Source organism: Mesorhizobium loti (assembly GCF_003148495.1).
GTDB classification, from domain to species: domain Bacteria; phylum Pseudomonadota; class Alphaproteobacteria; order Rhizobiales; family Rhizobiaceae; genus Mesorhizobium; species Mesorhizobium loti.
The window spans coordinates 36,581-48,862 of sequence record NZ_QGGH01000009.1; the positions used below are offsets into that span (position 1 = coordinate 36,581).

Genomic DNA, 12,282 nt, shown 5'->3' on the forward strand with positions numbered 1-12,282 from the left:
ACACAGGCTGTGCGGAATTACGGACAATGATGGACCTTAGTGACCTGAACGCCTTCGTGGCGGTGGCGCGCGCTGGCGGCTTCCGCGACGGCGCGCGTGCCAGCGGCGGCAGCGCCTCCGGCTTGAGTGAGGCGGTGCGTCGCCTGGAAGTGCAGCTCGGTGTCAGGCTGTTCAACCGCACGACGCGGAGCGTTGTCCCGACTGAGGCGGGCCTCAGCCTGCTGGAGCGGCTCGGCCCGGCGCTGTCGGAGGTGGAGGCGGCGCTGGACGTGGTGAACGGCTTTCGCGACAGGCCGGCGGGCTCGTTGCGTCTCAATGTGCCGGTCAGCGCCGCGCGGCTGATATTGCCCGATATCGTGCCGGGTTTCCTCGCCGCTTACCCCGGTATCCGGCTGGAGGTGATCGCCGACGAGAACTTTGTCGACGTGCTGGCAGCCGGGTGCGACGCCGGCATCCGCTATGACGAGCGGCTGGAACAGGACATGATCGCGGTGCCGATCGGGCCGCGCGTGCAGCATTTCGCGACCGCCGCCAGCCCTGCCTATCTTGCTCGCCATGGGCGCCCGGAACACCCGAGCGACCTGCTTGGCCACTCTTGCGTGCGCGGGCGCTTTGCCAGCGGTGCGATGCTGCCCTGGGAATTCGAGCGCGACGGCGAGGTGGTGCGGGTCGATCCGACGGGGCCGTTGATCGTGCGGATCGGCGGGGCGACCGATCTTGCCGTCGACGCGGCCATCGCCGGCACCGGCATCATCGGCCTCTTCGAGGGCTGGCTCCGCCCTTACTTCGAAAGCGGCGCCCTTGAGCCCATTCTCGAACCGTGGTGGCCGAGTTTTCCCGGGCCGTTCCTCTACTATCCCGGCCGGCGCCTGGTGCCAGCCCCGCTGCGAGCGTTTATTGATTTCATCAAGGCCGGCAGGCCTTGAGGTCTGCCGCCAGGCATTGCCGCCCCGGCGCCATCACCCCACCCGGCGCTGCGCGCCGACCTCCTCATCGAAGGGAGGTAGGGTGCCGCGCTCTTCTACCTCCCTGCCGAGCCGCAAACAAAAAGGCCGCCCGGAGGCGGCCTTTCGATTGTCTGAATTTCGGAGCGCTTAGCGCTTCGAGAACTGGAACGAACGACGGGCCTTCGCCTTGCCGTACTTCTTGCGCTCGACGACGCGGCTGTCGCGGGTCAGGAAGCCACCCTTCTTGAGCACGGCGCGCAGCGTCGGCTCGTAGTAGGTCAGCGCCTTGGAGATGCCGTGACGCACGGCGCCCGCCTGGCCGGAGAGACCGCCACCGACGACGGTCGCGATGATGTCGTACTGGCCGGCGCGGTTGGAGGCGATGATCGGCTGGTTGAGGATCATCTGCAGGACCGGACGCGCGAAATAGGTCGCGAATTCCTTGTCGTTGACGATGATCTTGCCGGAACCCGGCTTCACCCAGACGCGCGCAATGGCGTTCTTGCGCTTGCCGGTGGCATAAGCGCGGCCCGACTTGTCGAGCTTCTGGACGTGGACGGGAGCTGCCGGCTGGGTGTTGGTGTTGCCCGTGGCGGCGCCCAGTTCTGCGAGCGAGGAAAGCTCAGCCATCTTATGCGACCTTCTTGTTCTTGGCGTTCAGCTTGGCCACGTCGAGCACGACGGGCTGCTGGGCGACATGCGGATGCTCGGCACCTGCATAGACGCGCAGGTTCTTCATCTGGCGACGGCCGAGCGGGCCACGCGGGACCATGCGCTCAACGGCCTTCTCGACGACACGTTCGGGGAAACGCCCCTCGAGCAGCTGGCGCGCGGTGCGCTCCTTGATGCCGCCTGGGTGACCGGTGTGCCAGTAATAGACCTTGTCGGTGAACTTCTTGCCGGTGAACACCACCTTGTCGGCATTGATGACGATGACGTTGTCGCCGTCGTCGACATGCGGGGTGAAGGTCGGCTTGTGCTTGCCGCGAAGATGATTGGCGATGACAGTGGCCAGACGACCGACGACGAGACCTTCGGCGTCGATCAGGATCCACTTCTTCACCACATCCGCAGGCTTCTGCGAAAAGGTTGTCATGTTTTCTGCTCTCGGTTCTGACCTTCACGAGGGAAGGCGTTTCTTGTTGCTTGGATTGGCGAAAAGCGCTTGCCCGCGGCCAATAACAAAACGGCGGCCTTTGCGGGCCGCTGCTTCGTGAGGGCTTATAGGCGAGGGTGGTTGTGGCGTCAAGACGCGCGAAACGGTCGATAGCAGGTAAAGGGCTGCAAAAACAATAGTTTAGATAAAAGGTATTATTTTACCACATCGTCATTTCGCTTCGGAGGGATCGAATAGGTGCCGGTGGCGTGCGCCACCGTGTGTCCGTCCGCGCCGGCGACGATGTCGATGTCGAACACCATCAGGCTCTTTCCCAGCTTCAGAATGCGGCAATGGCCGTCGATCGGTCCAGCCTCGGCCTTGCGGACGAAATTGATGTCGAGGTTGACGGTAACGGAAAGCGCGTCCGGCCCGGCATGCGACAGCACGCAGACATAACCGCCGATGTCGGCCAGCGTGAACAGCGAGGGGCCGGATACGGTGCCGCCGGGACGCAGGTGCCGCTCGCCGGCATTGAGCCGCACGGTGCAGCCGCCAGGGAACACGTCGATCGCCTCGAAATATTTGAACTGCTTATTGAGCTGCGGATAGACGGTTTCCATCAGCGCATTGACTTGTTGCGCGGTCAGCACCGGCTTCAGGTTGGTTTGGGCGGGCATGTCGGTCTCTCGTTTTGTGCGTAGCTGTATGGGCAGCGCGGCATTTCTGGCAACCTTCGTCCCCTGGCGCAAGCGATGGGTGTTGGACGAAATCCGATCCGGTATTAGATACTCTGGCAGCCCCGAGCGGAATCGCGGAGACCTTATCCATGGCCGAAATCCTTGCCATCAAGCCTGCCGCCATTGAAGGTCCGGTTGTCGCACAACTGGACAAGGGCGTGCTGCGCCTCACGCTCGCCAATCCGCCCGCCAACGCCCTGTCGCTGATGGTGATGGCGGCGCTGACGGCCGAACTTGAGCGCGCCAAGACCAACAAGGCCGTTCGCGTCATCGTTTTGTCGGCGGCCGGCAAGGTGTTCTGCGCCGGCCATGATCTCAAGGAAATGACCGCGCGCCGCGCCGATGCCGATCATGGCAAGGCCTTCTTCGCAGAGACGTTTGCGGCTTGTGCGACGCTGATGCAGGCGATCGTGCGTCATCCCTTGCCTGTCATCGCCGAGGTCGACGGCCTGGCCACCGCGGCGGGGCTGCAACTGGTCGCCAGTTGCGATCTGGCGATCGCCTCGCACGAGGCAACGTTCTGCACGCCGGGCGTCAACATCGGTCTGTTCTGTTCGACGCCCATGGTGGCGCTGTCGCGCAACGTTTCGCGCAAGCATGCGATGGAGATGCTGTTGACCGGCGAGACCATCGATGCGGCAACCGCCAAGGAGTTCGGTCTGGTCAACCGAGTCGTGCCGCGCGAGTACCTGAATCAGATTGTCACCAAATACGCACAAACCATTGCTTCCAAATCATCTTTGGTGATCAAGACTGGCAAGGAGGCGTTTTACGCGCAGGCCGAAATGGGATTGGCGGACGCCTATGCCTATACCGGCCGCATCATGGTCGAGAACATGCTGGCACGCGACGCGGAGGAAGGCATTGGCGCCTTCATCGGCAAGCGCAAGCCGGAATGGACGGACGAGTAATCGTGGAACCACACATTTCCATCATAACGATCGCGACTGACGATCTCGACCGCGCGGTGCGCTTCTATGAGGCGATGGGCCTGACCCGTCATGCCGGCATCACCGACGGTGTTGCCTTCTTCCAGATGGGCGGCGTCATTCTCGGCCTGTTCCCGCGCGCCAGCGCCGAGGAGGATTCCGGCATTGCCTTCACCGGGGCGCCGTCGGCTGTCTATCTCGCCTACAACACCCGCTCCGACGCCGAGGTGGACGAGGTGCTCGCCATGGCGCAAGAAGCCGGCGGCCGCATCGTCAAGCCGGCCGGCCGGGCCTTCTGGGGCGGCTGGTACGGCTATTTCGCCGACGCCGACGGACATGTCTGGGAAGTGGCGCACAATCCGGCCTTTCCGATCGCGGAAGACGGCACGATTTCGCTGCCTGGCTGATGGCCCATCGCAAGCAGCTGACGCGGCTCAAGGCTCCCTATCTCAAGCGCATCCTGCTTGATCCCGCGCGGGTCGAGGATTGGGAAAAATACCCCTGGAACCTGCCGCTGTTTCGCGGCCATGACTTCGAACTCGAATTCACCACGCCGATCACCATCATTGTCGGCGAGAACGGCACCGGCAAATCGACGCTGCTCGAGGCCATCGGCGCACTTGCCGGCTACGACGAAGCCGGCGGTGGCAAGGGTTATAGGCCGGTCGACCATTCCAGCGCCATCGACAAGAGCGGTGCGGCACTGGCAAACACATTCCGTGGCCACTGGCTGCCGAAAGTCACCGCCGGCTGGTTCTTTCGCGCCGAATCCTTCTACTCCGTGGCTCGCTATCTCGATCAGGCGGCGCTGGAAGACCCCTTCAGGCCACCACCGCCGGATTTCCTGTCCTGGTCGCATGGCGAGGGGTTTATCCGCTTTTTCGAGGAGCGCTGCCGCAGGCAGGGCATCTATATCCTTGACGAGCCTGAGAGCGCGCTGTCGCCGTCACGCCAGATCGAACTGCTCAAGATGCTGCGGCGCATGGACCAGTCGGGCACTGCGCAAGTGATCATGGCGACGCATTCGCCGCTGCTGATGGCTTGTCCCGGGGCGCGGCTGTTCCGCATAAGCCGCTTCGGGCTGGACCCAACTGATTTCAGCGATACCGATCATTTTCGCATGATGCGCGACTTCTGTACCGATCCGCAGGCCTTTATGGAGGAAGCGCTGCGGGAGGATGACGCGTGAGCGCCGGCGACGATGATCTCAACTGGTGCGTCGAGCAGGCGTGCCGCGAAGGCTGGCCCGCGGCGACCGAGACGGTCGTTGACGGCTGGCTTCTGCGGCAATCGGGCGGACGCATCCGGCGCACCAATTCGGCCAATCCCTTGCGTGGCAAGCGCGGCGCGCCCGATGCAGTGATCGACACCACCGAGTCCTTCTACATCGGCCACGGCCAGACGCCCTTGTTTCGGGTTCCCGACATCGCCGGCGAGCTCGAAGCCGCACTCGACCATCGCGGCTACCAGCCGGAAGGCGGAACGATCCATCTCCATGCCGGGATCGGCGACCTGGCCGAAGTCCGCGACGAGCAGGTCACCGTTTTGAAGGTGCCGGACGAGGACTGGCTCGCGGCGAAGTTCCGCATGGGCGCCTTCGACGACGCCGAGCGCCGCATCTTTCGGCAGATGACCGGGCTGATTGTTGGCGAGCGTGCATTTGTGTCGTGCGAACGGGACAGCGAAATTGCCGCCTTGGCCTATGGTGTCATCCGCAATGGCCTGCTTGTGCTGGAATCGGTTGAAACCGACGGCCGTTTCAGGCAGCAAGGCCTGGGCCGCAAGACTGTCGGCGGCCTCATCGACTGGGCGCGGCGGGCAGGGGCTCACGCCGCATGCCTGCAGGTAGTGGCCGACAACACGCCGGCTCGCGCACTCTACGCTTCGCTTGGATTCAGCCGTGAACTCTACCGATACCACTACCGCAGGAAGCCGCATGAACCACGATAGCTACGACAACACCTACATCGCCGGCATCCTCAATTCGGTGAAGACCGTCGCCATGGTCGGCGCGTCCGCCAACGATGTGCGACCGAGCTATTTCGTGCTGAAATATCTGCTGGCCAAGGGATATCAGGTATTCCCGATCAACCCTGGCCAGGCCGGCAAGGAAATCCTCGGCCGGATGACCTATTCCAGGCTCGCCGATATTCCAGAGCCGATCGACATGGTCGACATTTTTCGCGCGCCAGCGGCTGTGCCTGGCATCGTCGACGAGGCGTTGCGGCTCGATCCCTTGCCGAAAGTCATCTGGATGCAGCTTGGTGTGCGCCATGACGAGGCAGCCGCGCGCGCCGAGGCTGCCGGCATCAAGGTGGTGATGAACCGCTGCCCAAAGATCGAATATGGCAAGCTGTCCGGCGAGATCGGTTGGACCGGTGTCAACTCCGGCGTGCTGTCGTCGAAGAAGCCGCTGATGCGCGCCGGATTCCAGAGTTTCGGCGTTCGCCAGAAATAGGCGAGGGGCGAAAGCGCAAAATTATTCCGGCAAACGCGGTATTTTCCTGCCGCTTCATAAAAGGTCCTGCACGGAAGGGTATTTTCTTCTTTGCATTCGAGGCCGGGCTTCGCCAAGAATGCCCGGCGAATTTCAGAAGGTTTTTCAGGGAGGTTTTCAGTGACCCGCACGCCAGGTTTCAATACGCTCGCCGTCCATGCCGGCGCCAAACCAGATCCGGCGACCGGCGCACGCGCCACGCCGATCTACCAGACGACCTCCTTCGTCTTCGACGATGCCGACCATGCCGCCTCGCTGTTCGGGCTGAAGGCCTTCGGCAACATCTACACCCGCATCATGAACCCGACGCAGGCGGTGCTGGAAGAGCGCATGGCGGCCCTTGAAGGCGGCACGGCGGCACTCGCGGTCGCCTCCGGCCATGCCGCGCAGGTGATCGTGTTCCACAATCTGATGCAGCCGGGCGACAATTTCGTTGCCGCCAACAAGCTCTATGGCGGTTCGATCAATCAGTTCGGCCATGCCTTCAAGAATTATGGCTGGGAGGTGCGCTGGGCCGACACCAATGACATCTCGACCTTCGAAAGCCAGATCGACGACAGGACCAAGGCGATCTTCATCGAGAGCCTCGCCAATCCGGGCGGCACCTTCGTCGACATCGAGAAGATTGGCGACATCGCGCGCAAGCACGGCCTGCCGCTGATCGTCGACAACACGCTGGCCTCGCCCTACCTGATCCGGCCGATCGAGCATGGCGCCGACATCGTCGTGCATTCGCTGACCAAGTTCATCGGCGGCCATGGCAATTCGATCGGCGGCGCCATCGTCGATGGCGGCACCTTCGACTGGTCGAAATCGGGCAAGTATCCGATGCTGTCGGAACCGCGCCCCGAATATGGCGGCCTCGTCCTGCACGAAACCTTCGGCAATTTCGCTTTTGCCATTGCCGCGCGCGTGCTCGGCCTGCGCGATCTCGGCCCGGCGATCTCGCCGTTCAACGCCTTCCTCATCCTGACCGGCCTGGAAACCTTGCCGCTGCGCATGCAGCGCCACTGCGACAACGCCGTGACGGTTGCCGCCTGGCTGTCCAATCACCCCAAGGTTGCCTCGGTTAACTACCCCGGCCTGCCCAGCGACAAGAACAACGCGCTGCAGAAGAAGTACTCCCCGCTTGGCGCCGGCGCCGTGTTCACCTTCGCTCTCAAGGGCGGCTATGACGCCGGCGTGAAATTCGTCGAGGCGCTCGAACTGTTCTCGCACCTGGCCAATGTCGGCGACACCAAGTCGCTGGTTATCCACCCGGCGTCGACCACGCACCGCCAGCTTTCCGACGAGCAGAAGGTCAAGGCCGGCGCGGGCCCGGACACCGTGCGGCTCTCCATCGGCATCGAGGACGTCAACGACATCGTCGCCGACCTCGAACAGGCGCTCGCCAAGGTCTGACCGATCATGGCCGAGCCAAAATTTCTTGCCATCGGCGTCGACACTGTCGACGCCGAACAGGGCGCGCCGGCGCCGGATCGGCTGATCTCGGGTGATCCGAAATTCCGCACCTGGAATGTCGAGGAGCGGGAGGGCGGCCTTTACGCCGGCATCTGGGAATCGACTCCCGGCAAGTGGCGCATCGTCTATGACGAGTGGGAGTTCTGCCACATCCTGTCCGGCGTTTCGGTGATCGCGGAGGACGGCGGGCAAGCGCGCACCGTCAAGGCGGGCGACAGCTTCGTGCTGAGGCCCGGCTTTAGGGGAAGCTGGGAAGTGCTTGAAACGACCCGCAAAGAATATGTAATCAAGTTGTAGGCATCGGGAACGGATCAGACGACGCGATCGATATCGCTGTCCGAAAATCCGTATCGGGCCATCATCTGCCGGTGCCAGTCGCTGCCCAGCAATTCGCCGAGACAGGAATCGATGTGCCGGACCAGGGCGCTGTTGCCCTTGGCGATCGCAAAGGCGCCGGCCGACGGTTGCTTTTCAATCGGAGGAATCTCGACAAACCCAAGCGGCATGTCGGGCCGCTGCGCCAGATAACCTCGATGCGCCATCGCAACGCTGGCATAAGCGTGCACCGTGCCATCGGCGACAGCCTGTGCCGCATCCGCCTGAGTTGCAAACATCCTGACCTGCTCAGGCGCGATTCCGTTGTGCAACGCGGTAAGATGCTGAACCTGATCGGTTATGACGCCAATCAACGCCTTCTGGTTCTCAGCGATGGATTGGTAGCCGCGAAAGCCGCGCGGATTGTCTTTCGCCACCAGCAACCCGTCCTGCAACGCCCAGATCGGCCGTGTGAAATCGACAAGCTGCTTGCGTTCTTCGGAGACGAACAGGCCGGTCGTCATGGTCCAGCGGCCCGCGACCAGCCCCGGTAGCAGTTCAGCGAATTCGGTTTCGATCGGGCTGAAGCTCGCCAATCCGAGCATGTCACCGAGGCGGCGCGCAAGCTTGACGTCACAGCCGGAGACCTCGCCCGATGCGCCGGTGAAGCAGAATGGCGGCTCTTCCAGGAAGGCGAATTTCAACTCGGTCATGTCAGGCAAAGTGTCGCCATCCTATTTTGCCGGAAACTGGCTGAGGCAAGCTTCCGACGCCTTGTCGTGGAAGGCCAGGACGTCGGCAGCCTGTGCCTCGACATCCGCGTCGGAGATCTCGTCGCGATAATATTGCGTCAGCAGATCGAGCCCTTCCTGGCCAATGCCCTGGGTCGGCACTTCGCGGGCAAGGCAGCCGCAAAGGGTGAGCGCACGGTCCGGCGAGCCGATCTTGTGGTTGGTGAGGATGAAGGCCTGTGCCGGACAGGCATCGAGGAAGCCGTCGAAATTCAGCTTCTGTTGCGGCTGGTCGCCATGATTGAAATAGGCTGGCGGCCATTGGCTCTTGCCGCTGGCGACGTTGCAGCCGGTGCCGACATCCTCGGCATTTTTCAGAAGCGCCTGCCAGGCAATCTCTTTCCCGCCCGTCGGATAGTCGAAATTCTCCCCCAGCGACGCGGTGTACATGTCGAGATCGGCCTGCGTGAAGCTGGTCACCTGAAACCGGTTAAGCTGGCATTGGCATTCAGCGCTCACGCGCTCGGCTTCGCCGTCGGCCGGTTGCTCGTTGGATTTGCTTTTCTGGCAAGCCGTCAGGAAGGCCGCGCCGTCGAGCGATGAGGCCGGAAAGCTGGAGGCGTCGGCATAGCGCTTGCCGTCCCAACTTATCGTCATCTGGTCGAACTGCATGTCGAGAAAACCGTTTCGCTTGAAGGCCCCGAGCGCGATTTTGTCCTGCGGCGCCAGTCTTGCGCCTGGAATGTCGCCGAGAACCTCGTGATAGCTGTTGCCTTCCAGGACGAACATGAAGTTGCCGCAACGGATGCCGTCGCAATCCGGCGCATGGCGATAGGCGAAGATTTCCGCAAATCCGTCAAGGTTGAGATCGACCGCGACGGCAAAGGATGCCGCGGGAAAGTCCTTCGATCCGGTCTTCTGCCCCAGCAGGCCGGTCGCCATCTTCTCGGCGATCGCAACACTGTTTGCCCACGGGATGTTTTCGGGCAGATCCTGGGCATGCGCTGTCCCCAGGCATAGACAAAGCATTGCCACTGCGAACGCCGTCGTCGGTCTCGAAAACAACCTCATATCGCAGCCTCTGGCCCGCGATCGTCAGAAGCCGACGGCGAGCGTTTCCAGCCCATGGAAGTGGTAAGTGTCGCGGAAGCTTGGCCTTTCGGCAAGATGGAGCTTTGGGTGGCGCTCGAACAGGGTTTTCAGCGACACCTGCAATTCGAGCCGGGCCAGCGGTGCACCGATGCAGAAATGGATACCGGCGCCGAAGGATACATTCTTCTGGTCCGCGCGATCCGGCCGGAAGGCTTGCGGTTCGGCGAAGGCGCGCGGGTCATGGTTGGCCATGCCGAGCAGCAGCCCGATCGTCTGGCCCGGCTGCACCACGATACCGGGCGAGACCTCGATCTCCTGATAGGCGTAGCGCGTGAACATGTGCAGCGGCGCGTCGAAGCGCAGGCATTCCTCGACCGTTGCCGCGGCCGCTTCTGGTGAACCGAAGAAGCGGCTGACATCGCCGCCTTGCATAAGGATGGAGCGGACAGCGTTGCCGGTCTGATGCACCGTCGCTTCATGACCGGCATTGAGCAGCAGGATCGCAGAGGACACCATCTCGTCCTCCGACAGCCTCTCACCGTCCTCCTGCGCCGAGATCAGCAGCGACAGCAGGTCGTCGCCGGGGTTCTTGCGCCGCTCAGTGACATAGCCGCGTAAAAAGTCGGAAAAATCGCGCGCAGCGCGGTTGGCCGTCTCTTCGGTTTCGCGGGTGCGGCCGTGGATGTACATGGCGACCATCCGGTGCGACCAGTCGAGCAGTTGCGGCCCCATCTCGACCGGCACGCCGAGCATTTCGGCAATGATGGTGATCGGCAAGGGCGCGGCGAAGGCGGGCAGCAGGTCGACGGCCTGGCCCGGTTCGAAGCGGTCGATCAGGTCGTTGGCGAGCGCTTCGACACGCGGCCGCAGCCGTTCGACCTGGCGCGAGACGAAGGCACGATTGACCAGCGTTCTCAGCCGCGTGTGCACCGGCGGCTCGAGCTCCAGCATGGAATTGGCTTCGATGCTGTCGAAGGCGCTGAGATGGTTCCGGTCCTGTCCGATGCCGCGGCTGTCAGGAATGCCGGCCGGGTTCTGGCGACCGAAGCGGCGGTCGCGCAGCAGCCGGTTGACGTCATCGAAACCGCCAAAACACCAGAAGCCGAATTCTTCCCAGAAGAATGCGTTCGATGCGCCGTGCAGAAAGGCATAGGCCTCGTAAGGGTTCTGGAAGAAGGTCGGCTCGTGCGGGTCCAGCCGCAGGTGACGAGTGGCTGGATCAAAGGCCAGGGTGGGCGGCGTCAATTTGCTCATGTCAGACCAATAGCGCGGCTTGCCAGCCGGGTTCCAGACCGTATGTTGGCGCCCGCAACCCAATGCGTTGAGCCAGCCGACCGCCTGCGGAAAGACTGATTTGATGAATGTGATCGTTGTCGGCGCGGGTATCGCCGGTCTCTCCACGGCGTGGTCGCTGGTCAAGGCCGGCCACAGCGTTTCCATCGTCGAGCAGGGGCCGATCCCCAACCCGTTGGCAGCGTCGGGCGACCACCACCGCATCATCCGCCGCGCCTACCGGGCGGGAACCGGCTATGGCCGGTTGATCACCGAGGCCTATCAGGCGTGGGACGAGATGTGGGCCGATCTCGGCGAAAGCCACCTCGATGCGCGCGGATTTGTCTGCATTTCGCGCGAGCCGGGCGACGAGGCCGAGGAATACCGCGAGGGACTGGAAGAGGGCAATTTTCCCTTCGAATTGCTGGAGCCGGATGCAGCCGTGAAGCGCTGGCCGTTTCTCGAAGCCGGTTCGTTCCGCTATGCCTATTTTTCGATTGAAGGTGGCGCGCTGCATTGCCGCAAGATCGCCTCCGGTCTGGCAAAGTGGCTGCGCGCCAACGGCGCCAATGTCTACGAACACAGCAAGGTCACCGCGATCGACTCCGAGGCCGGCCATATCGTGCTTGAAAGCGGCGAGACGATGCAGGCCGACCGCATCGTCGTCACGGCAGGTGCCTGGGTGCTGAAACTGTTTCCGGAACTGGACGGCGAACTGAAGACATATCGAACCGCACTCGCCTATGTCGAACCGCCGGCCGACCTCAAGGCCGCCTGGCAGGCGTCACCCGTCGTCCTCGATATCGGTGGCACGGTCGACGGCTATGTGATCCCGCCCTCCGGCGGCGCCGGCATGAAATTTGGGTCCGGGCTGCACAGGGTGCCGACCAGCGACGCCGACTGGAACCGTCAGCCGGTGGCCGGTGAGGGCGAGGCGATCCGCAACCTGTTCTCGCCGCCGATCGCCCGGATCGATGAGTACCGGGTGACCGAAGTCGTTACCTGCGCCTACACTTTCACCGCCGACGAGAAATTCATGGCGCATGAAAAGGGGAAGTGCCTGATCGTCTCGGCCTGCTCCGGCCATGGCTACAAGTTCGGCGCCGCGGTCGGCCGGCGCGTTGCCGCCGCCATTGGTGATGGCGATGTCGCCGGCCTGAAGGCATGGCTGCGAGCGGAGGTGGCCTGAATGCCGCCGACGC

Annotated in this window: 15 protein-coding genes; 9 read left to right on the plus strand and 6 right to left on the minus strand. The window is 63.0% G+C overall.

The genetic code is table 11. The features are described 5' to 3' along the window. Nucleotides 1-26 precede the first annotated feature (26 nt). The gene (locus C8D77_RS26015) at nt 27-926 is read left to right on the plus strand and encodes a LysR family transcriptional regulator (RefSeq protein WP_109669478.1); all 900 of its coding nucleotides are present in this window, start codon (nt 27-29) and stop codon (nt 924-926) included. A 168-nt stretch (nt 927-1,094) separates the two neighbouring features. Here the strand turns inward: C8D77_RS26015 and rpsI are convergent, their stop codons facing one another. From rpsI to C8D77_RS26030, 3 genes are all read right to left on the minus strand, one after another. Continuing rightward, nucleotides 1,095-1,577, minus strand: coding sequence for a 30S ribosomal protein S9 (gene rpsI / locus C8D77_RS26020; protein WP_056594184.1), 483 nt, complete (start codon nt 1,575-1,577; stop codon nt 1,095-1,097). Nucleotide 1,578: 1 nt separating this feature from the next. Then, nucleotides 1,579-2,043 carry a 50S ribosomal protein L13 gene (gene rplM / locus C8D77_RS26025; protein WP_013532205.1) on the minus strand — a complete coding sequence of 155 codons (465 nt, stop codon included), beginning with the start codon at nt 2,041-2,043 and terminating at the stop codon, nt 1,579-1,581. Between the two features lie 215 nt (nt 2,044-2,258). Next, nucleotides 2,259-2,723 (minus strand): PaaI family thioesterase, encoded by a 465-nt coding sequence (locus tag C8D77_RS26030; protein WP_109669811.1) that lies wholly within the window; start codon nt 2,721-2,723, stop codon nt 2,259-2,261. A gap of 149 nt (nt 2,724-2,872) precedes the next feature. Between C8D77_RS26030 and C8D77_RS26035 the strand changes: the two genes are divergently transcribed. The 7 genes from C8D77_RS26035 to C8D77_RS26065 all read left to right on the plus strand — a co-directional run bounded on the left by C8D77_RS26035 (nt 2,873) and on the right by C8D77_RS26065 (nt 7,967). Further along, nucleotides 2,873-3,694, plus strand: coding sequence for an enoyl-CoA hydratase (locus C8D77_RS26035; RefSeq protein WP_109669481.1), 822 nt, complete (start codon nt 2,873-2,875; stop codon nt 3,692-3,694). A 2-nt stretch (nt 3,695-3,696) separates the two neighbouring features. Beyond that, nucleotides 3,697-4,119 carry a VOC family protein gene (locus C8D77_RS26040; protein ID WP_109669484.1) on the plus strand — a complete coding sequence of 141 codons (423 nt, stop codon included), beginning with the start codon at nt 3,697-3,699 and terminating at the stop codon, nt 4,117-4,119. Then, nucleotides 4,119-4,901 (plus strand): AAA family ATPase, encoded by a 783-nt coding sequence (locus tag C8D77_RS26045; RefSeq protein WP_109669486.1) that lies wholly within the window; start codon nt 4,119-4,121, stop codon nt 4,899-4,901. Before C8D77_RS26040 ends, C8D77_RS26045 begins: the two co-directional genes overlap by 1 nt. Then, entirely contained in the window at nt 4,898-5,662 is a 765-nt protein-coding gene (locus C8D77_RS26050; RefSeq protein ID WP_109669489.1) for a GNAT family N-acetyltransferase, read from the plus strand. The genes C8D77_RS26045 and C8D77_RS26050 overlap by 4 nt, the downstream gene beginning before the upstream one ends. Then, nucleotides 5,649-6,170: a CoA-binding protein gene (locus tag C8D77_RS26055; RefSeq protein ID WP_109669492.1), complete on the plus strand. Its 522-nt coding sequence runs from the start codon at nt 5,649-5,651 to the stop codon at nt 6,168-6,170. The genes C8D77_RS26050 and C8D77_RS26055 overlap by 14 nt, the downstream gene beginning before the upstream one ends. Nucleotides 6,171-6,329: 159 nt before the next feature. Beyond that, complete coding sequence (locus C8D77_RS26060) at nt 6,330-7,610, plus strand: O-acetylhomoserine aminocarboxypropyltransferase (protein WP_024504598.1); 1,281 nt, start codon at nt 6,330-6,332, stop codon at nt 7,608-7,610. A 6-nt stretch (nt 7,611-7,616) separates the two neighbouring features. Continuing rightward, nucleotides 7,617-7,967 (plus strand): cupin domain-containing protein, encoded by a 351-nt coding sequence (locus C8D77_RS26065; protein ID WP_109669495.1) that lies wholly within the window; start codon nt 7,617-7,619, stop codon nt 7,965-7,967. A 14-nt stretch (nt 7,968-7,981) separates the two neighbouring features. On the opposite strand, the gene C8D77_RS26070 is transcribed toward C8D77_RS26065, so the two are convergent. Genes C8D77_RS26070 through C8D77_RS26080 form a run of 3 tightly spaced genes read right to left on the minus strand, consistent with a single transcriptional unit; the run spans nt 7,982 to nt 11,062 of the window. Beyond that, complete coding sequence (locus C8D77_RS26070; RefSeq protein ID WP_109669497.1) at nt 7,982-8,698, minus strand: transporter substrate-binding domain-containing protein; 717 nt, start codon at nt 8,696-8,698, stop codon at nt 7,982-7,984. Nucleotides 8,699-8,719: 21 nt separating this feature from the next. Beyond that, nucleotides 8,720-9,787, minus strand: a complete 1,068-nt coding sequence (locus tag C8D77_RS26075; protein ID WP_109669499.1) for a hypothetical protein — start codon at nt 9,785-9,787, stop codon at nt 8,720-8,722. A gap of 24 nt (nt 9,788-9,811) precedes the next feature. Then, the gene (locus C8D77_RS26080) at nt 9,812-11,062 is read right to left on the minus strand and encodes a cytochrome P450 (RefSeq protein ID WP_109669501.1); all 1,251 of its coding nucleotides are present in this window, start codon (nt 11,060-11,062) and stop codon (nt 9,812-9,814) included. A gap of 103 nt (nt 11,063-11,165) precedes the next feature. Between C8D77_RS26080 and C8D77_RS26085 the strand changes: the two genes are divergently transcribed. Continuing rightward, the gene (locus C8D77_RS26085; protein WP_109669814.1) at nt 11,166-12,269 is read left to right on the plus strand and encodes an NAD(P)/FAD-dependent oxidoreductase; all 1,104 of its coding nucleotides are present in this window, start codon (nt 11,166-11,168) and stop codon (nt 12,267-12,269) included. Nucleotides 12,270-12,282 lie beyond the last annotated feature (13 nt).

Bases quoted from the DNA above. Each gene is read 5' to 3' on its own strand.
- C8D77_RS26015 (WP_109669478.1), top strand. From the start codon at position 27: ATGATGGACCTTAGTGACCTGAACGCCTTCGTGGCGGTGGCGCGCGCT.
- rpsI (WP_056594184.1), bottom strand. From the start codon at position 1,577: ATGGCTGAGCTTTCCTCGCTCGCAGAACTGGGCGCCGCCACGGGCAAC.
- rplM (WP_013532205.1), bottom strand. From the start codon at position 2,043: ATGACAACCTTTTCGCAGAAGCCTGCGGATGTGGTGAAGAAGTGGATC.
- C8D77_RS26030 (WP_109669811.1), bottom strand. From the start codon at position 2,723: ATGCCCGCCCAAACCAACCTGAAGCCGGTGCTGACCGCGCAACAAGTC.
- C8D77_RS26035 (WP_109669481.1), top strand. From the start codon at position 2,873: ATGGCCGAAATCCTTGCCATCAAGCCTGCCGCCATTGAAGGTCCGGTT.
- C8D77_RS26045 (WP_109669486.1), top strand. From the start codon at position 4,119: ATGGCCCATCGCAAGCAGCTGACGCGGCTCAAGGCTCCCTATCTCAAG.
- C8D77_RS26055 (WP_109669492.1), top strand. From the start codon at position 5,649: ATGAACCACGATAGCTACGACAACACCTACATCGCCGGCATCCTCAAT.
- C8D77_RS26065 (WP_109669495.1), top strand. From the start codon at position 7,617: ATGGCCGAGCCAAAATTTCTTGCCATCGGCGTCGACACTGTCGACGCC.
- C8D77_RS26070 (WP_109669497.1), bottom strand. From the start codon at position 8,698: ATGACCGAGTTGAAATTCGCCTTCCTGGAAGAGCCGCCATTCTGCTTC.
- C8D77_RS26075 (WP_109669499.1), bottom strand. From the start codon at position 9,787: ATGAGGTTGTTTTCGAGACCGACGACGGCGTTCGCAGTGGCAATGCTT.
- C8D77_RS26080 (WP_109669501.1), bottom strand. From the start codon at position 11,062: ATGAGCAAATTGACGCCGCCCACCCTGGCCTTTGATCCAGCCACTCGT.
- C8D77_RS26085 (WP_109669814.1), top strand. From the start codon at position 11,166: ATGAATGTGATCGTTGTCGGCGCGGGTATCGCCGGTCTCTCCACGGCG.